The organism is Phenylobacterium sp. (assembly GCF_030697925.1).
Taxonomy (GTDB): domain Bacteria; phylum Pseudomonadota; class Alphaproteobacteria; order Caulobacterales; family Caulobacteraceae; genus Phenylobacterium.
On the sequence record NZ_JAUYOJ010000150.1, the window covers coordinates 1 to 17,408 of the forward strand.

Consider the following 17,408-nt stretch of genomic DNA (forward strand, 5'->3'; position numbering starts at 1 on the left):
CGACCGCTGGGGCCGCAAGGGCCTGATCGTCGCCGGCATGTGGGTGCAGGCCGCGGGCCTCTTCCTGACCGCGGCGACCCGGCAGTTCGGCTGGTGGCTGGCCGCCAGCATCCTGCTCGGCCTGGGCACGGCCATGGTCTACCCGACGCTCATCGCCTCGGTGTCCGACGCCTCCCACCCGACCTGGCGCGCTCGCTCGCTGAGCGTCTACCGCTTCTGGCGCGACATGGGCTACGCGGTCGGCGCCTTGGCTGCGGGCGTCATCGCCGACCTGTTCGGGGCCCCATGGGCCATCGGTTCGATCGGCGTCCTCACCTTCGTCTCCGGCTGCGTCGTCGCGATCGCGATGCGTGAGCCGACAGGGTAGCGCCGATCCGCGCGCGCGAGCTCTTCATCGGCAAGGCGACGCCGCCGATCGTGATCTGCTAGTGGCCTCTCTTCCCCATCCTGCTGGTGCTGCGCCTGCTGGGCGTACCGATGAACGGCAGCCTGACCACACCCATCGGGCGGGATCTCCTGCGAGCTGACTCCTCTTCCGTCGTCAGTGGTGAGCGCGACCCCGGTCGGAACTCGCGGCCAGCCACAAGGGCCGCACCTCTAGCCTGCTTCAGTGCGCCGCGGTCGCCGCCCGCGACGACCAGTGCACGTGGACGATCCTCCACGCGCCGGCCTGTCGGCGGAGCACCATGGTCTCGGTCGTGATCCGGTCCACGTCGCGGTCCTTGTAGCGCCCGCGCGTGCGTCCCTCACTGGCCGCCCAGGCGAGATCGCCGCTCGCCCCGCCGGTCCGCCGGGTTAGCTCCGATCCGACGGCCTGGGCGAACACCGCGTCGCCGGGCAGGTGCGCCGAGGCGTATTCGGCCTTCGAGCGCTCCGCGCCGCCGGCTTCGAAGATCAGCACGGCGTCCGTCAGCAGCGCGGCGGCCGCGGCGATGTCGCCGCGCCTCAGGGCGGCGTGGAAGGCGTCGATCACCTTCGCGGCCTCGGCCGGAGCCTGGGGCGCGGCGAGCGCGGGCGCGTCGTGCGCGGTGGGATGGGCGTGGGCCGAGGTGGCGGCCAGCAGGGCGGCGGCGCACGCCATGCGGCAGGCGGAACGAGCGAGTTTCATCGGGACTCCTTGCTAGAGGTTAGGTGGAGCGGCGCGAGGCGTCGAGGGCGGCGGCCGGGATTCGGCCGACACGGGGGAGGCGGGATGAAGGCGAACGGTCATTCGCGGTCTGCTTGCGGGGAAGGGGCGCCGCCCCGGTCCGGCCATCGTCGCCGGAGCAGCAGATAGCCTGCGGGGATGACGAGCATCGACAGCAGAGGCGCGGTCAGCATGCCGCCGATCATCGGGGCGGCGATGCGGCTCATCACCTCGGAGCCGGCGCCGTGCCCGACCAGGATCGGGGCGAGACCCGCCAGGATCACGGCGACCGTCATGGCCTTGGGCCGCACCCGGAGCAGGGCGCCCTCCCGCACGGCCTCGTCGAGCCGGTCGGGGCCGTGCTCGGCCAGGGCGTGCTTGAGGTAGATCAGCATCACCACGCCGAACTCGGCCGCCACCCCGGCCAGGGCGATGAAACCCACTCCGGTGGCCACGGACTGGTTGTAGCCCAGGACGTAGATGGCCCAGACGCCGCCGGTGAGCGCGAACGGAAGGGTGGCCATGATCAGGGCGGCTTCATCCCATCGGCGGAAGGTGGCGTAGAGCAGCAGGAAGATGATCGCCAGCGTGGCGGGGACGACGAGCTTCAGCCGCTCGGCGGCACGCTGGAGGTATTCGAACTGGCCCGAATAGGCGACCGAGACGCCGGGCGGCAGCTTGACCTCCTTGGCGATGGCGCGGCGCAGGTCGGTGACGACCGAGTTCAGGTCGCGGCCCCGGACGTCCACATAGACCCAGGTGGAAGGGCGGGCGTTCTCGGTCTTCAGCATCGACGGCCCGTCGCGGATCTCGACGCGAGCGACCGAACCCAGGGTGATCTGCTGCCCGGCCGGGGTGAGGACCGGCAGCGCCCGCAAGCCTTCCAGGCTGTCGCGTAGCTCCCGTGGGTAACGGAGGTTGATGGGGTAGCGCGCCACCCCTTCGACCGTCTCGCCGACGTTCTCGCCGCCGATCGCGCCGGAGACGATCCCTTGGACGTCGGAGATGCTGAGCCCGTAGCGGGCGATCGCCGCCCGGTCGATGTCGACGTCCACATAGCGCCCGCCCGTCAGGCGCTCGGCGAGCGCCGAGCTGACACCGGGGGTTCGCCTGGCCACCGCTTCCACTGCGGCCGCCACCCGATCGAGCTGGGCGAGGTTGGTCCCGGAGACCTTCACCCCGATGGGGCTCTTCACGCCCGTGGCCAGCATATCGATGCGGTTGCGGATCGGCGGCACCCAAACATTGGCGAGGCCCGGGACCTTCACGGTGTGATCCAGTTCTTCCACCAGCTTCTCCGGCGTCATGCCAGGCCGCCACTCGTCCCTTGGCTTGAGCTGGATCGTGGTCTCGAACATCTCCAGGGGCGCCGGGTCGGTGGCGCTCTCGGCGCGGCCGGCCTTGCCGAACACGGTCTTCACCTCCGGAACGGTGCGGATCAGCCGATCGGTCTGTTGCAGCAGCTCGGCGGCCTTGGCGGCCGAGATGCTGGGAAGCGCCGAGGGCATGTAGAGTAGGTCGCCCTCGTCCAGCGGCGGGATGAACTCGCCGCCCAGGCGGCTGAGCGGCCAGGCCGTGGTGGCGAACACGGCAAGCGCGAGCACGAGCACGGTCCGCGGCTTCTTCAGCACCCAGTCGATCGCCGGCCGGTAGGCGGCGGTCAGCCAGCGGTTCACGGGGTTGGCGTCCTCGGCCGGGATGCGACCGCGGATCAGATAGCCCATCAGCACCGGCACGAGGGTGACCGAGAGGATCGCCGCGCCGGCCATTGCGTAGCTCTTGGTGAAGGCGAGGGGCGAGAACAGCCGCCCCTCCTGCGCCTGCAGGGCGAACACCGGAACGAACGACAGGGTGATGATCACCAAGCTGAGGAACAGCGCCGGCCCCACCTCGACCGCGGCCTCGGTCACCAGGCGCCAGCGTGTGGGCGAATCCAAGACCGCGCCGGGATTCTCGTAGGCCCACCGCTCCAGCCGCTTGTGGGCGTTCTCGATCATCACCACCGCGGCGTCGACCATGGCGCCGACGGCGATGGCTATGCCGCCCAGCGACATGATGTTGGCGTTCACGCCCTGCACCCGCATGATCAGGAAGGCGAACAGCACGCCTAGCGGGAGGGTGACGATCGCCACCAGGGCGGAGCGCACGTGCCAGAGGAACAGGGCGCAGACGATCCCCACGACCACGAACTCCTCCAGGAGCTTGCTGGTCAGGTTGGCGATCGCCCGGTCGATCAATTGCGACCGGTCATAGGTGGTGACGATCTCCACCCCGGGCGGAAGGCTTCGCTTCAGGGCGGCGACCTTGTCGTGCACCGCCTCGAGGGCCGCGCGGGCGTTCTCGCCGGAGCGCAGGATCACCACCCCGCCGGCCACTTCGCCCTCGCCGTTGAGCTCGGCCACGCCGCGACGCATCTCCGGCCCCACCTGGATCGTGGCGACGTCGCCCAGCCTCACCGGCGTTCCGCCCTCGGCGGTCCGCAGGGTGATGCTGCGGAAATCGTCGAGGCTCTCCAGATAGCCGGTGGCGCGGACCATGTATTCGGCCTCGACGAGCTCCAGGACCGAGCCGCCAGCCTCCTGATTGGCCCGCCGGATGGCGTCGGCGGCGTCCTGGAACGTGACCCCGTAGGCCGCGAGCTTCACCGGGTCGAGCACCACCTGATGCTGGCGGACCATGCCGCCGATGCTGGCCACCTCGGCGACGCCGGGCAGGGTCTTCAGCTCGTAGCGGAGGAACCAATCCTGCAGGCCGCGCAACTGCGAGAGGTCGTGGCCGCCGCTGCGGTCGACCAGGGCGCATTCGTAGATCCAGCCGACCCCGCTGGCGTCAGGCCCCAACGCCAGGCGGGCGGTCGCCGGCAGGCGGCTCTGCACCTGGCTCAGGTACTCAAGCACCCGGGAGCGGGCCCAGTAGAGGTCGGTTCCGTCCTCGAACAGCACATAGACGAAGCTGTCTCCGAAGAAGGAAAAGCCGCGCACGGTCTTGGCTCCCGGCACCGAGAGCATGGTGGTGGTGAGGGGATAGGTGACCTGGTTCTCGACGATCTGCGGCGCCTGGCCGGGATAGGAGGTGCGGATCACCACCTGCACGTCCGACAGGTCGGGAAGCGCATCCACGGGCGTGCTGCGGACCGCAAGCACGCCGGCCACGGCGAGGGCGACGGCGGCGACCAGCACCAGGACGCGCGCCCGGACCGAGGCGCGGATGACGGCGCCGATCATGGCTGGCCCTCCAGCGACATGCGCCGCACCGTCGGCCCGCCTTGCTGGTCGAAGGCGAAGCGCACGCGGTCGCCGACCTTCAGGCCGCGGGCCAGCGCCGGATCCGCGAGGCGGAACGCCATGGTCATGGCGGGCCAGCCGACGCCCGGGATCGCGCCGTGCGATAACGTCACGCTGGCCGGCGAGAGCGCCTCGATGCGGCCAGCGCCTTCGAGCAGCGCCGGCGCGGCGTGGCCGGCGTGGGGGGCCGCCGCGGGCTGCGCGGGTCGGGCGCGGAGGCCGGCGAGGCTGGCCTCGGAGTCGATCAGGAACTGGCCGGAGGCCACCACCTTTTCGCCCTCGGACAGCCCCTGCAGGATTTCGGTGCGCCCCCCGGCTTCGCGCCCGGTGCGGACCTCCGCCGGCTGGAAGCCACCGCCGGGGCCGGCGACCATCACCACGGAACGGCGTCCCGTGCGGATGACGGCCTCCGAGGGTGCGAGAAGGGCCGGTTGTCCGGTCCCCGCCAGCTGGACGTTGGCGAACATGCCCGGCCGCAGGCGTCCCCGAGGATTGGCCAGCTCCACGCGCGCCGTGATCGTGCGGCTGGCCGCGTCGGCCTGTGGAAGCAGGGCCGCGACGCGCCCCTCGAATATCTCGCCGGGATAGGCCGTCAGGGTGGCGGTCGCCGACTGGCCGGGGCGCACCTCGCTGGCGAGCGCCTCGGGCACGGCGGCGTTCAGCCAGACGCGGGAGAGGCCGTTCACCTCCGCCAGCGTCTGGCCCGCGGCGACGGTCATGCCGGCCCGCACGCCCAGGGTCTTGATCGCCCCGCCGGCCGGCGTGGAGACCGTCACGACGTTGCGCACGCGGCCGGACCGCTCCACCTGCTCGACCAGGGAGGGCGGCATGCCCAGTAGTTGCAGGCGCTGGCGCGCGGCGCGGGTCAGGGCGGCGTCCCCAGTCGCGCGCACGGCGAGGAATTCGGCCTGCGCCCCGGCCCACTCCGGAACCAGGATGTCCGCCAGCGGCGCTCCGGCTGCGATCACGTCGCCCGGAGCGCGAGCGTAGACACGCTGCACGAAGCCGGCGGCCTTGGCCTGGACCACCGCCAGGTCGCGCTCGCTGTACGCGATGACGCCCGTCGCCGCGACGCCGCCCGGCAGCAGGCCCCGTTCCACCGTCGCCAGGCGCACGCCGAGGTTCTGGGCCCTGGCCGGATCGATCCGCACCCCGCCGCCAGCCTCGTCGGCGTATTTCGGCTGCAGCGCCATGTCCATGTACGGCGACTTGCCGGGCTTGTCGAAGCGCTGGCCCGGGACCATCGGGTCGTACCAGTAGAGCACCTTGCGACCGGCGGCGGCCGGGGCCTCAGTTTCGGGCGCCGTGGCCCGCCCGATCAGCACTCCGCCCGCCAGGATGGCGGCGGCCAGGAGCGCGCCGGCGCCAAGGCCGGCCCGCGAGATCTTGAGGGGTGTCATTGATCGCTCCCGAAGGCGTGGGTGAGCCGGACGGCGTCGCGCGCGAGCGCCGCCTCCCGCTCGAGCAAGGTGAGCTGGGCGTCGGCGCGGCCGGTGAGCGCTTCGGTGACCTCCGCGACCCCCGCGCGGCCAGCGCCGTAGCTGGCGGTCTCCAGATCGGCGCGGGCCCTGGCCAGGGGCAGAAGCGTGTCGCGGGCGCGCAGCCACTGCTCGCGGCGCATGGCGTAGTCGGCGAGGCCCTGCTCGAGCTCGGAGGTGAGCGCCCGGCGCGCCGCCTCGCGCTGCGCGCGCGCCTGGCCGGCGGTGGCGACGCGCGCGGCGATGATCGGGTCCTGCCGCGTCTTCGCGAAAACCGGCAGGCTGACGGTGACTCCCACCGAGACCATGTCGCCGAACATCGCGTCGCGCCGCTGGTAGGCGAGCTCCAGTCCAAGGTCCGGTCGTTTCCCCGCCCGCGCCAGCGCCACGTCGGCGCCGGCCTGCCGGGTCGCGGCGTCCAGCGCCGCCAGGCTCGGGTGGCGCTCCAGCTGGGCGCGCAGGGCGGCGGCGTCGAACTCCAGCGGAGGGGCGGCTCCCGCCGCCTCCACGTGCGGATCCCCGGTCCAGCGCGCCAGCCTGGCGCGGGCGCCGGCGACCTCGGCGACCAACTGGCTGCGGCGGTCTCCCAGTTCCGCCCGCAGGCGCTGCGCTTCCGGCCCGGCGGCGGGCCGGGAAGCGCCCGAGGCGACGCCCGCGAATGCGGCGTCCCAGAGCGGCGTCAATGTGGACACGGCCTCGTCCAAGGCCCGGAGCCGCCGCTACGCGTAGTGGAGGTCGATCCAGGCGCCTGCCGCAGCGACCCTGACGTCCCGGCTCACCGCCCGCCGGTCGGCCTGGGCGGCGGAGACGTCGATCCCCGCGCGGTCCCGTTCGGCGCGGCGCTTGGCGCCGTTCGGCAGATCCTGCATCAGGCCGACGCGGGCCATGGTCATCGCCTCGGCGTCGAGGCGCCCGGCGTCCGGGCCGGAGATCGGCAGGTTCTCCAAGCCCAGTTGTAGCTTCGGATCGGGCAGGGCGCCCGCCGCACGCGCCGCCGATCGCGCCGCCTCGACTTGCAGGGCGCCGGCCTGAAGTTCGGGCGCCTGGTCCTCCGCGAGCTTGAGCGCCGCGGCGAACGTGACCGGCGCCGCGCCGACGGGGCCCGCGGTCAGCGCGACGACAAGGCAAAGCCCGGCCGGAAGGCCGCGCGGCGCGGCGCGGCGGCGGCCTGGCGCGTCCGCGCGGAAGGGTGTCCACGACATGAGATTTCGTCCTGAAGACGGGGATCGACGGCACGCGGGCGTGCGGTGTCAGCCGCCGCGGGCCCTTGCGGGCGTCCGGCGGGCCAGAGGCTTCAGGCGGTGGGTCTGGGAGGTCGCTCCAACCTCGGCGGCGGTCGGTCCGGCAGGGCGCCCGACCTGGCGAGGACGAACGGCGCGCGCGCGAGGGCCCGCGGCTTGACGGCGACCGCCTGGGGAAGGTCCGCCGCCACTCCGGCCATGGCGACGCAGGTCGCGACACAGGCGGGATCCATGGCGCTCGACGGATCTGGATCGCAGCACAGCATGACGTCCATCGCCTCGGCCGAGGCCTGCAGGTGCGGCATGGCGGCGATCTCGCCGCCTTCCGGCATGTGGGCGCAGGCGCCGGGCGCCGCCGCGGCGTTCACGGGGCTGAGGGCCAGGGCCAGGACGGCGAAGAGCGCAAGGAGGCGCGCGATCATCTTCGCACCATAGCAGCAGCGGCCGGCGGGGTCATTGACCGAGGTCAAGTGGCGCCTATCCAGCCGAAACCGGCGCGAGACTGCCGAGAACGGCGACCAGGGCCACCACCGCCGCCGCGAGAGCCGTCTCCAGGAGCACACTGCGGCGCAGGGCGCGCAAGGCGGCGCCGGGCGCCTCATCGGCCATGGCGGCGGCCAGCCGCGGCGTGTGGGCGAACCGATTGGCGGCGGCCAGGGCCAGCATGGCGGCGAACAGTCCGAGCTTCGCGAGCAGCAGCAGGCCGTACGGCGAGGTGGCCATCCGGCCGACGCCCTCGAAGCCGACGAGGAACCAGCTGTTGACGAGGCCGGTGAGCACGAGGGTCGCCACGACGGCCGAGCCGATCCCCGAGAAGCCCGCCAGCGCCGCGTGGAGCGTCCGAACGCTCGCGGGACTCGGCGCCCGGCTCGCGGCGCGCAGCATCAGCGCCAGGGCGGTCAGGGCGCCGATCCAGACGCCGGCCGCCAGCAGGTGCAGAATGTCGGCCGCAAGATGCAACGGGGCGCCGGGACCTTCCGTCGCCGCGCCGTGTCCTGTCCAGGCGAAGCTCGCGAGCGCCGCGCCGCCGAGGCCGGTCAGCGCGAGCCACAAGCCCGGGCTGGGCCGCCATAGGAGGCAGAGCGCCAGCGCCGCGGCGGCGGCGAGACCGCGCGCCGCGATGGCCAGGCCGAAGGGGGTCTCCAGCATCACCGTGCCCAGCATCTCGCTGTCCATGGCCGCCGCCGGATCACCCACCGTCATGGCGGTCTGGGCCAGGAGGGCGGCCACCGCGCCGAGCGTGAGCCCCAGGCTCGCGATCGCCAGCAGCGGGCGCGGCCAGGCCGGCGCCGCCCGATCCGGTCCTTTCAACCCGTAGAGCAGGAAGAGCGGCGCGCCGAACAGCACGGAGGCCGCCGCGAACTGCAGGAACCGGACGACGGCGACGGCGGCGTCCATGGGCCGTCAGCGGACGGTGAAGGTGTAGGCGCCTTGCATGCGGTGGGTGTCGGCGGTGACCGCGTGCCACTTGACCTCATAGGTACCGGCGGCCAGCGGGCGCGTGGGCGTCCCGACCAGGGAGAGCTTGTCCTGGCTGACGGTCACCTTGACCGGCGCCACGGTCGTGCCCGCCATCAGCTCGAAGCTCGAGAACTTGGGCTGCAGCTTCTCATTGAACCGCAGAGTGATCTGGGGCGGCGCCGCCACTGTGGCGTTCTCGGCGGGACTGGAGCTGACGACCTTGGCGTGGGCGGAGGCTTGACCCGCGGCCAGGACAGCGACGGCGGCGAGTGCGAGGGCGGGTCGAAGGGACATGTAGGTCTCCGCAGCTGGGTCGGGAAGTCCTAGACCTCTACGCGCGGGGTGAGCCTATCCCTCACGGCGGCCTTCGCACAGGTGCGCGCTCACCACGCCCGCCGCCTCACGTCTTCGCCGGCCAGATCACGTCGGCGCGGGCGTACTGGAAGGTGAAGAGCACGCACGGCTCCTGGCTCACGCAGCGGTCGATGTGCATCTCTCCGCCCGGCTGGCGAACATAGGAGCCCGGACCGAGGGGAACGTCCGCGCCCTTGCCGCTCGCGTCAACGTGCGCCCATGTCCCGGAGACCAGCACCCCATGATAGTCGCCGCTATGGGCGTGCAGGCCCGAGTCGAAGCCGGGCGGCATCTTCACCAGCTGTCCGAAGGTCCCGTCCTTGTCGCGGTCGCCCCAGAGCACGGTCAGCTGCGTGGACAGCTCTGGCGACTGCTTGCGCCAGGCGTGGTCTGCGGCGGGGCGGCTGATGTTGCGCGGCTCTGGGTCGGCCGCGGAGGCCGGGGCGACGAGGGTGAGCGCCAGCACGGCGCCGGCGATCAGGCGCTCACTTGGGGAATTCGGTGACATAGGGATCCCGGTTGAAGAGGAAGATCACGCAGGGGGTCTTGGAGACGCAGGCGTCCTCGTGGAGCTGGGTATGGACCTGGGTCCAGTGGGCGCCGGGCAGGAGGCGGACCCCGCGGCCTTCGCCGGTGGAGCCGACCCAGTGCGCCCACTCGCCTTCGACGATGAGCGCCCAGTAGTCGGCGGTGTGGGAGTGTGGGCCAGACTGAAAGCCGGCCGGCGCGCGCAGCAGCGTGCCGGCCTCGCCCTTGGCGCGGTCGCCCCACAGGGGCGCCAGCTCCACGGGGATGTTCGGCGCCTCCTTATACCAGGGGGTCTTGTCCGTTGGGACGTAGCGGTTCTGGACGGGCGGATCGGCCGCCATGGCCGGGAGAGCCGCCAGCCCGAGGGCCAGGGCGGCGACGATCAATCTTGCGCGCATGGGCGTCACCTCGGAAGGAACCGCCGAGATCATTCCATGGGCTACGGCGCTGGACGAATTGGCAGGTTCCGTGGCGGTCCGGTCAGGCCGCCCCTGGGTGCATCCACGCGGCGTACGAAATCCCCACGATGACACCCTCGACCGACAGCACCCGAGCGATCACCTGGCCCCATGGTTCGGTGCGGGTGGGATGGAGCAGCTCGTAGCCCTGGGCCGCCAGTTCCGCCGCCGCACTGTCCACGCTGGCGGCGTCGGCGACCTCGAACTCGACACAGGCCTGCGGCACCGTCCGATCCGGCGGCCAGGCCGGTGAGCCGAAACAGGCCTCGGCGGCCTGCGACAGCGGCCAGACGCCGAAGTGCTTCGCGCCCGCGATCTCCTCGCTGAAGTAGTACTCGTCCCCTTCATGCCTCTTCAGCGGCAAGCCCAAGGCGTCGACGAACAGCTTCCGGCTTGCCGCGGGATCGGGCGCGATCACCGCGAAGCTCGAGACAAACTGGATCTCCATGCCTTTCCCTTCTGGCCTTCCTCAGACCGGCAACAGGCGCGCCGATCCCGGCGACAGCCCCGTGACCCGCTTGAACGCGCGGCTGAACGCGGCGTCGGACTCGTAGCCCAGCCGGGCCGCCGCCTGCGCCACCGTCATCGAACCCGTCCGCAGCCAGGCCGCGGCCAAGCGCATCCGCCAGAGCAGCAAGTAGCGGGCGGGGGAGACCGTCAGCAGCTGCCCGAATCGCTCGGAGAACTTGGACCGCGACATGCCTGCGACGGCGGCCAGGGATTCCACGCTCCAGGCCTGGCCCGGCTCGCGATGCATCCGCGCCAGGGCCAACCCGACCTGGGGGTCGCGCACGGCGGCCAGCCAGCCCGTCAGGTCCGTGGGCTGCTGTTCAAGCCAGGTGCGCACGATGGAGCTCATCACGATATCGGCCAGCCGGGCCATGATCGTGGCCGATCCGATCCGCGGCGTGGTGACCTCGCGGGCCATCATGTCCAGGAGCACGGGCAGGGCGGGATCGCTCACCTTGGCCCGCCGCACGATGAGCGCCGGCGGCAGGAGTTCGAGCAGGGGGTGGGCCGTGGGGCCCTCGAAGCCGATGGTGCAACAGACGATCAGCGAGCGGGCGCCGCCGCCGCCGGCCGTCAGGCGGTAGCTCTCCGCGCCGACCAGCTCCGGACTGAACGCCTCCAGCGGCCTCGGCCGCCGTCCCGGATCGTCGGCCATCACATGGCCGGTGCCGTGCGGCAGCAGCACCACATCGCCCGCCTCCAGGCGGATCGCGTCCTGTCCGGCGCTCAGGATCCAGCAGGCGCCCTCAGCCACGAAGTGGAAGCGCACGCCCCCCTTGAAGGGGATTTCGATCCCGAACGGCGCAGTCAGCTCGCTGCGGCCATAGGACGCGTGCCCCAGACGCAGGTCGTGCAGGACTTCGCTGAGCAGGTCGGGCGGCGCCTGCGGCGCGCAGACCGTGCGTCCGCCCAACAGAGGCCCGACAAGGTTTCCGGCTTCGTGCTGCATCCGCCGATCCTAACCGCGATCGACCCGCCGAAGCCACCGGAGGCTGTCGTGGTGCGGGGTCATGTGGCGACGATGGCGCGGACGGCCGTGGTCCGCCATGCCCGTTCGACCGGAATTCCTGGCCGTTCGTCCGCTTAGGCCGTCACGACCAGGCGCTGGCCGTCGATCCAGGTCTCGGTGACCTGCAGGGCCTGGTCGGCGACCACCAGGTTGGCGCGCAGGCCCGGGGCGATGGCGCCGTGGTCCGCCGACAGGCCCAGGAAGGCGGCGGGGGCGGCGCTGGCCATGCCGACGGCCGCGGCCAGGTCGAGGCCGGCGATCGCCACGGCGTTGCGCACCGCGCTGATCATGTCGAGGTCGGAGCCGGCCAGGGTGCCGTCCTCGTCCACGCAGACCCCGTCGACCACGCGGATGGTTCGGCCCTGCAGGGTGAAGGTCTTGTCGGTCATGCCGACGCTGGGCATGGCGTCGGTGACCAGCATGAACCTATCGTGGCGCTTGGCGCGGAAGGCGATGCCTAGGGTGGCCGGGTGGATGTGGCGACCATCAACGATGACCCCGCACCAGCTCTCCGGATCGTCCAGGGCCGCGCCCACTGCGCCGGGCGCGCGGCTGGTGAGCGGCGACATGGCGTTGAACAGGTGGGTGAAGCCGGTCAGGCCGGCGTCGAGCGCCGTGCGCAGGCGCTCATAGGTGGCGTTGGTGTGGCCCGCGGCGACCGTGACGCCGGCCGCGCGCAGCCGGCCGATCATCTCGTCGGTGGTTGTCTCCGGCGCCAGGGTGACCAGGGTGCGACCGCGCTGGGCCGAGGTCAGCAGCCGCAGCGCCGCCTCATCGAGGGTGCGGAACTTCGATGAGTCGTGCACCCCCTTGCGGCTCTCGGCCAGGAAGGGCCCTTCGATATGGATGCCGAGCACGCCCGGCACGCCCTGCTCGATGGCGGCGTCGACGGCTAGGATGGCGCGCTCCACGGTGCCCAGGTCGTCACTGATCAGGGTGGGCAGGAAGCCGGTGGCGCCGAACCGCCGGTGCGCCGCGCCGATGACGGCGATGGCCTCGACCGTGGGGGTGGCGTTGAACAGCATGCCGCCGCCGCCGTTCACCTGGGTGTCGATGAAGCCCGGCAGCAGGTAACGGCCCTCGAGGTCGATGCGCTGATCGCTCGCGCCGACCTCGGGCGACCCCACGGCGGTGATGCGTTCGCCGTCGACGACCACGGCGGCGGCTTCGAACCCGCGCGGCGTCAAGACCCGGCCGTTTTCGAGGACGATGGCCATCAGACGGTCTCGGTCACCTTGTTGAGGTGGGGCGGGCGGTCGGGATCGTGGCCGCGGGCCAACGAAAGCGCATTGGCCATCCGGTAGAAGCTCTGGATGCGGACGATCGGCTCGAGGATCGGGTGGGCGCCCAGCGTCGGCAGGACATTGGAGGGCGGGCCACCCGCCAGCAGGACGTCGGCGCCGCGCGCCTCCAGCCCCTTGGCCATCTCCAGGACGCTGGCCTCGCTCTCGTCGGCCTGGGCGAAGACCAGAACCGGAAAGCCGGCCGTGACCAGGGCCATGGGGCCGTGCAGCACCTCCGCGGCGCTGAACGCCTCGGCGTGCAGGCCGCAGGTCTCCTTGAACTTCAGCGCCGCCTCCTGGGCGACCGCATAGCCGACCCCGCGACCGAGGACATAGAGGTTGTGAGCGTCCTTCAGCCGTGCCGCGGCCGGGCTCCAGTCCATCTCCCAGGCCCGGGCCAGGACCTCGGGAAGCTTGTCGAGCTCGGCCTCCAGTCGTTCGTCCTGCGTCCAGGCCGCGACCAGTTGGGCGATGGCGGCCAGGGCCGCGATATAGGACTTGGTGGCCGCGACGCTGAGTTCGGGGCTGGCGTGCAGGGGCAGGGTGCGGTCGGCGAGCGCCGCCAGGGGCGAGGCCTCGTCATTGACCAGGGCCACCACCAGGGCCCCGCCGCGTTTGGCCGCCTCGACCGCCGAGAGCAGGTCCGGGCTCTTCCCCGATTGCGAGATGGCCAGGTAGAGGACGCCCTCCAGCCGCGGCTCGGTGGCATATACCGAGCTTACCGAGAGGGCGGCCGACGAGGTGAGCACCCCGGTCCCGGTCTCGACCAGGTACTTGGCGTAGGTCGCCGCGTGGTCGGACGAGCCGCGGGCGCAGGTGACCACGGCCCGGGGCTTCAGGGCGCGCAGGTCCTCGCCGAGCGCGCGGGCCGCCTCGCGGTTGGCGGCCAGCAGGCGCGCCACGGCGGCCGGCGCCTCCGCCGCCTCTCGAAACATGCGCGTGTCCTGCGGACGCATCGCAGACTGGGACTTCAAGCGCTTTCTCCGGGGCACGGCGGTTTCACTAGAGCGCGTTCAGCTCGGCGACGAAGTCGTAGGCGTCGCCACGATAGTAGGATTGCGTGACCTCCACCGCGCGGCCGTCCTTCAGATAGCCCCGCCGTTCGATCAGCAGGCCCGGATCGCGCGGGGCGATGGTCAGCAGCTCGGCCTGTTCCGGCGTGAACAGCACGGCGCGCAGCCGCTGCAGGGCGCGGGCCGGCCGATGGCCGGTCTTTTCCAGGGCCTCGTAGAGCGAGGTCTCCACGAAGTCCGGGGAGGGCATGGCGAAGGCCGGGACGGTGGAATATTCCAGCGCCATCGGCGCCCCGTCGGCATAGCGGATCCGGTTGAACCGATAGACCGGCGCGCCCGGCGAGAGGCCGAGCGTCAGGGATTCCTCGGGCGTCACCTGGCCCTCGGCCTTGGACAGCCAGGTCGAATGCGGCGTGCGCCCGCGGGAGATCATGTCCTCCGTGAAGGACGAAAGCTTGGAGAAGCTTTTCTCCACCCGGGCGGCGACGAAGGTGCCGGCTCCCTGGCGGCGGGTCAGCAGGCCCTCGGAGACCAGTCCGTCGAGCGCCTTGCGCACGGTGATTCGCGACACGCCCAGTTCCTCGGCCAGCTCGCGCTCGGCCGGCAGGGCGTCGTCCGGCCCCAGCACCCGGTTCTGGATCGCCATGCGCAGGGCGCGCTGGAGTTGCCGGTAGAGCGGGGCGTGCTCGTCGGCGTCCAGGCGGCCTATGCGTTCGGAAAAGCTCAAAGGCGTCTCTCCAGCTTCGGTCATGCGGACCATCGGCGTGACGTTTCGTGAGACCAGTTAGATACCAATATGTACGTGGAACGCAATTGGTCTCTTTTTGGGCTTGTCAATTTTGTGAAACTGCGCACAGTTTGGCCCTGCAGGTCGGTGAACACCGGTTTATGCGCTGAAGCGCTGACAATTGGTATCACATTGGACATGCGTCGGCTCCGGCGACCCGCCGGAATTCTGGGGAGAAGCCGAGTGAACGAATATCGCAAGTCTCTGCTGATCGCATCGGTCAGCGCCGCCGTCATCGGCCTAGCCGCTCCGGCCTTCGCGCAGGACGCCACGGTCGACGAGGTGGTGGTCACCGGCATCCGCGCCTCCTTGCAGCAATCGCTGGAAACCAAGCGCAACGCCGACGCCATCGTCGACTCGGTCACCGCCGAGGACGTGGGCAAGTTTCCCAACACCAATGTCGCCGAGGCCCTGACCATGGTGCCCGGCGTCACCGTCGACCGCCAGTTCGGCCAGGGCGAAAAGGTCAGCATCCTGGGCACGGACCCGGCGCTGAACCGCACCCTGCTCAACGGCCAGACCGTGGCCTCCGCCGACTGGTTCATCCTCGACAGCCCGGGGCGGACGTTCAACTACGCCCTGCTGGCGCCGCAGATCGTCGGCCGGGTGGACGTCTACAAGACGCCGGAAGCCCGCATCGACGAAGGCAGCATCGGCGGCACGGTGATCGTCAGCACCCGCAAGCCCTTCGACCTCAAGTCGCGGACTATCGCGGGGTCGGTGGGCTATCTCTATAACGACCGCTCCAAGGAGGGCGACCTCCAGGGCGCCCTGATCGGCAGCTGGAAGAACGAAGCCGAGACCCTCGGGGTCGCCTTCTCCGTCCAGAAGGCCACCGACCAGCTCCGCCGCGACGGGGTGGAAACCTACGGCACCATGGCGGCCAACCAGTGGGCCGGCGGCAATCCCGACAACCCCGTCGACTCGCGGAATTTCGGCTGCGTCGGAACCTGCGCCACCACGCTCACGGCCAACCTGACCGCCCGCAGCCCCAACGCCTTCGGCACCTCGTTCTTCGAGCAGGAACGCGACCGCTTGACCTATACCGGATCGGTCCAGTTCCGGCCGAACGACCAGGTCGAGCTCGAGTTCAACTGGCTGAAGATCGAGGCCCAGTACGACAACCTGAACCAGTCGATGTACGCCTTCCAGGGCAACACCTGGAACAGCCTGGGCGCGCTCACCGGCCTCACCGTCAACAACGGCGTCGTCACCTCGGCGACCTTCAACAACGCGCTCAGCGTGCTGGATGTCCAGTACCGCGAGGCGGAGATGAACTCCGACACCTACGACTTCCGCGGCAAGTGGAAGGGCGACGGCTGGGACCTCTCCGGCGTGGCCGGGATCTCCAAGGCCGACGGCGGCACCAAGCGCCAGGTGTTCCTCGAATTCCTGAACTGGGCCAACTACACGGTCGACATCAGCGGCGCCCCGGGCACGCCCGGCCAACTGACCTACACGACCAATGTGCAGGGCAACCCCGCCGCCTTCGCCACCGATCCGGGCTGGAGCGGCAACCTGGTCACCAAGCCTACCGAGGACGAGGAGAAGTACGCCCAGGCCGACTTCGGCATGGACCTCGACGGGGTCATCAAGCGGGTCCAGGTCGGCTACAAGTTCCGCCGCCACGAGACCAGCCAGCAATATGCCGGCATCGCCATCACCGGCGTCGCCGCCCCGGCCAGCCAGTTCAGCCCGAGCACCGCGCCCGGCAACTACCTGAACGGCTTCGGCGCCAACGACCAGATGAGCAACCGCTTCCGGATCGATGGCCCGTCGATGGTGCAGTACGTGACCAGCGGCGCCTGGCTGACGCCCGGCCGCACCATGCCCGTGCCGTCGATCTTCGCCGCGCCGGAGTTCACCGCCGGCAACTGGGCGATCCAGGAGGACATCAACGCGGTCTACGCCCAGGCCAGCATCGAGGCCGGCGAACTGCGCGGCAATTTCGGCGTCCGCTATGTCCACACCGGCGTCGACAGCGCCGGCTATGTCTGCCGGGCCGGGACGCCCTGTTCCGCCCCGAGCGACTGGGCATGGCAGACCACGTCGAAGACGTACGACAACGTCCTGCCCAGCGTGAACCTGGCCTACAGCGTCTCCGACGAGCTGATCCTGCGCTTTGCCGCCGCCCAGGTGATCGCCCGGCCGAACTATGCCGACATGACCAACTTCTTCCAGCTCTCCGACGGCATCCTCACAGGGAACGGCGGCAATCCGAACCTGGATCCCTACAAGTCGAGCAACTTCAACTTCTCGGCCGAGTGGTACTTCCAGCCCCAGGCGATCCTGGCGGCGGAGTTCTTCTACAAGGACATCAGCAACTACATCCTGCAGCGGACCGGGCCCGAGCAGTACTTCAACCAGTCCCAGGGCCGGGTCACCACCTACCAGATCAGCCGCCCCAGCAACGCCGGCTCAGCCGACGTGAAGGGTGTGTCGATCGCCTACCAGCAGAACTACGCCATGGGCTTCGGCCTGCTGGCCAACTACACCTATGCCGACGGCCAGGGGGCGAACGGCGCGGCCCTGCCCTACAACTCCAAGCACCAAGTCAATGTCAGCCCGTTCTACGAGAGCGGCCCGGTGGCCGTGCGGGCGACTTACACTTGGCGCTCCAAGTACTTCACCGGGGTCGACCGCGGCGACGAGATGTATGTCCGCCCCTACAAGTCGCTGGACGTGTCGGGCACCTACAACTTCACCGACAATGTCAGCCTGACCCTGGCCGGCATGAACCTGTTCGACACCGAGTACTACGCCTACGCCAACACCACGGCCCTGCCGCGGGGTGTCTATCGGACCGGCCGGAAGTTCCTGGCCACCGTCAGCTTGACCTTCTGAGACCCGGACGAGGCGGTGGGATGCCCCCCGCC

Annotated in this window: 17 protein-coding genes; 2 read left to right on the forward strand and 15 right to left on the reverse strand. The window is 70.9% G+C overall.

The genetic code is table 11. The features are described from left to right. On the forward strand, positions 1-367 hold a 367-nt coding region (locus Q8Q88_RS14200), incomplete at its 5' end, for an MFS transporter (RefSeq protein ID WP_305675838.1). A 240-nt stretch (positions 368-607) separates the two neighbouring features. Here Q8Q88_RS14200 and Q8Q88_RS14205 read toward each other — a convergent pair. The 15 genes from Q8Q88_RS14205 to Q8Q88_RS14275 all read right to left on the reverse strand — a co-directional run bounded on the left by Q8Q88_RS14205 (position 608) and on the right by Q8Q88_RS14275 (position 14,496). Further along, complete coding sequence (locus tag Q8Q88_RS14205; protein ID WP_305675839.1) at positions 608-1,108, reverse strand: nuclear transport factor 2 family protein; 501 nt, start codon at positions 1,106-1,108, stop codon at positions 608-610. A 98-nt stretch (positions 1,109-1,206) separates the two neighbouring features. Then, positions 1,207-4,350 carry an efflux RND transporter permease subunit gene (locus Q8Q88_RS14210; RefSeq protein ID WP_305675840.1) on the reverse strand — a complete coding sequence of 1,048 codons (3,144 nt, stop codon included), beginning with the start codon at positions 4,348-4,350 and terminating at the stop codon, positions 1,207-1,209. Continuing rightward, entirely contained in the window at positions 4,347-5,810 is a 1,464-nt protein-coding gene (locus Q8Q88_RS14215; protein WP_305675841.1) for an efflux RND transporter periplasmic adaptor subunit, read from the reverse strand. The genes Q8Q88_RS14210 and Q8Q88_RS14215 overlap by 4 nt, the downstream gene beginning before the upstream one ends. Beyond that, positions 5,807-6,580 carry a TolC family protein gene (locus Q8Q88_RS14220; protein WP_305675842.1) on the reverse strand — a complete coding sequence of 258 codons (774 nt, stop codon included), beginning with the start codon at positions 6,578-6,580 and terminating at the stop codon, positions 5,807-5,809. Before Q8Q88_RS14220 ends, Q8Q88_RS14215 begins: the two co-directional genes overlap by 4 nt. Before the next feature lie 27 nt (positions 6,581-6,607). After that, entirely contained in the window at positions 6,608-7,090 is a 483-nt protein-coding gene (locus Q8Q88_RS14225; RefSeq protein ID WP_305675843.1) for a TolC family protein, read from the reverse strand. A gap of 92 nt (positions 7,091-7,182) precedes the next feature. Continuing rightward, positions 7,183-7,599: a hypothetical protein gene (locus Q8Q88_RS14230; RefSeq protein WP_305675844.1), complete on the reverse strand. Its 417-nt coding sequence runs from the start codon at positions 7,597-7,599 to the stop codon at positions 7,183-7,185. Positions 7,600-7,606: 7 nt separating this feature from the next. Then, entirely contained in the window at positions 7,607-8,527 is a 921-nt protein-coding gene (gene copD / locus Q8Q88_RS14235) for a copper homeostasis membrane protein CopD (protein WP_305675845.1), read from the reverse strand. Between the two features lie 6 nt (positions 8,528-8,533). Continuing rightward, entirely contained in the window at positions 8,534-8,884 is a 351-nt protein-coding gene (gene copC, locus Q8Q88_RS14240; RefSeq protein ID WP_305675846.1) for a copper homeostasis periplasmic binding protein CopC, read from the reverse strand. Between the two features lie 106 nt (positions 8,885-8,990). Next, on the reverse strand, positions 8,991-9,452 hold the full coding sequence (locus Q8Q88_RS14245; RefSeq protein WP_305675847.1) for a DUF4437 domain-containing protein: 462 nt from the start codon (positions 9,450-9,452) through the stop codon (positions 8,991-8,993). Next, the gene (locus Q8Q88_RS14250) at positions 9,430-9,870 is read right to left on the reverse strand and encodes a cupin domain-containing protein (RefSeq protein WP_305675848.1); all 441 of its coding nucleotides are present in this window, start codon (positions 9,868-9,870) and stop codon (positions 9,430-9,432) included. Before Q8Q88_RS14250 ends, Q8Q88_RS14245 begins: the two co-directional genes overlap by 23 nt. Before the next feature lie 82 nt (positions 9,871-9,952). Next, positions 9,953-10,378, reverse strand: coding sequence for a VOC family protein (locus Q8Q88_RS14255; RefSeq protein ID WP_305675849.1), 426 nt, complete (start codon positions 10,376-10,378; stop codon positions 9,953-9,955). A gap of 21 nt (positions 10,379-10,399) precedes the next feature. After that, the gene (locus tag Q8Q88_RS14260) at positions 10,400-11,389 is read right to left on the reverse strand and encodes an AraC family transcriptional regulator (protein ID WP_305675850.1); all 990 of its coding nucleotides are present in this window, start codon (positions 11,387-11,389) and stop codon (positions 10,400-10,402) included. 134 nt (positions 11,390-11,523) lie between these two features. After that, entirely contained in the window at positions 11,524-12,666 is a 1,143-nt protein-coding gene (gene nagA, locus Q8Q88_RS14265; RefSeq protein WP_305675851.1) for an N-acetylglucosamine-6-phosphate deacetylase, read from the reverse strand. Next, a complete protein-coding gene (locus Q8Q88_RS14270) occupies positions 12,666-13,688 on the reverse strand; it encodes an SIS domain-containing protein (protein WP_371129865.1) in 1,023 nt (340 codons plus the stop codon). Before Q8Q88_RS14270 ends, nagA begins: the two co-directional genes overlap by 1 nt. Before the next feature lie 46 nt (positions 13,689-13,734). Continuing rightward, the gene (locus Q8Q88_RS14275) at positions 13,735-14,496 is read right to left on the reverse strand and encodes a GntR family transcriptional regulator (RefSeq protein ID WP_371129863.1); all 762 of its coding nucleotides are present in this window, start codon (positions 14,494-14,496) and stop codon (positions 13,735-13,737) included. Positions 14,497-14,715: 219 nt separating this feature from the next. On the opposite strand from Q8Q88_RS14275, the gene Q8Q88_RS14280 reads away from it, so the two are divergent. Continuing rightward, positions 14,716-17,376 (forward strand): TonB-dependent receptor, encoded by a 2,661-nt coding sequence (locus Q8Q88_RS14280; protein ID WP_305675853.1) that lies wholly within the window; start codon positions 14,716-14,718, stop codon positions 17,374-17,376. Positions 17,377-17,408 lie beyond the last annotated feature (32 nt).

What these genes read in the sequence shown, in the direction of transcription:
- Q8Q88_RS14205 (WP_305675839.1), bottom strand. Translation starts at nt 1,108, where the DNA reads ATGAAACTCGCTCGTTCCGCCTGCCGCATGGCGTGCGCCGCCGCCCTG.
- Q8Q88_RS14210 (WP_305675840.1), bottom strand. Translation starts at nt 4,350, where the DNA reads ATGATCGGCGCCGTCATCCGCGCCTCGGTCCGGGCGCGCGTCCTGGTG.
- Q8Q88_RS14215 (WP_305675841.1), bottom strand. Translation starts at nt 5,810, where the DNA reads ATGACACCCCTCAAGATCTCGCGGGCCGGCCTTGGCGCCGGCGCGCTC.
- Q8Q88_RS14225 (WP_305675843.1), bottom strand. Translation starts at nt 7,090, where the DNA reads ATGTCGTGGACACCCTTCCGCGCGGACGCGCCAGGCCGCCGCCGCGCC.
- copD (WP_305675845.1), bottom strand. Translation starts at nt 8,527, where the DNA reads ATGGACGCCGCCGTCGCCGTCGTCCGGTTCCTGCAGTTCGCGGCGGCC.
- copC (WP_305675846.1), bottom strand. Translation starts at nt 8,884, where the DNA reads ATGTCCCTTCGACCCGCCCTCGCACTCGCCGCCGTCGCTGTCCTGGCC.
- Q8Q88_RS14245 (WP_305675847.1), bottom strand. Translation starts at nt 9,452, where the DNA reads ATGTCACCGAATTCCCCAAGTGAGCGCCTGATCGCCGGCGCCGTGCTG.
- Q8Q88_RS14250 (WP_305675848.1), bottom strand. Translation starts at nt 9,870, where the DNA reads ATGCGCGCAAGATTGATCGTCGCCGCCCTGGCCCTCGGGCTGGCGGCT.
- Q8Q88_RS14255 (WP_305675849.1), bottom strand. Translation starts at nt 10,378, where the DNA reads ATGGAGATCCAGTTTGTCTCGAGCTTCGCGGTGATCGCGCCCGATCCC.
- Q8Q88_RS14260 (WP_305675850.1), bottom strand. Translation starts at nt 11,389, where the DNA reads ATGCAGCACGAAGCCGGAAACCTTGTCGGGCCTCTGTTGGGCGGACGC.
- nagA (WP_305675851.1), bottom strand. Translation starts at nt 12,666, where the DNA reads ATGGCCATCGTCCTCGAAAACGGCCGGGTCTTGACGCCGCGCGGGTTC.
- Q8Q88_RS14270 (WP_371129865.1), bottom strand. Translation starts at nt 13,688, where the DNA reads ATGCGTCCGCAGGACACGCGCATGTTTCGAGAGGCGGCGGAGGCGCCG.
- Q8Q88_RS14275 (WP_371129863.1), bottom strand. Translation starts at nt 14,496, where the DNA reads ATGACCGAAGCTGGAGAGACGCCTTTGAGCTTTTCCGAACGCATAGGC.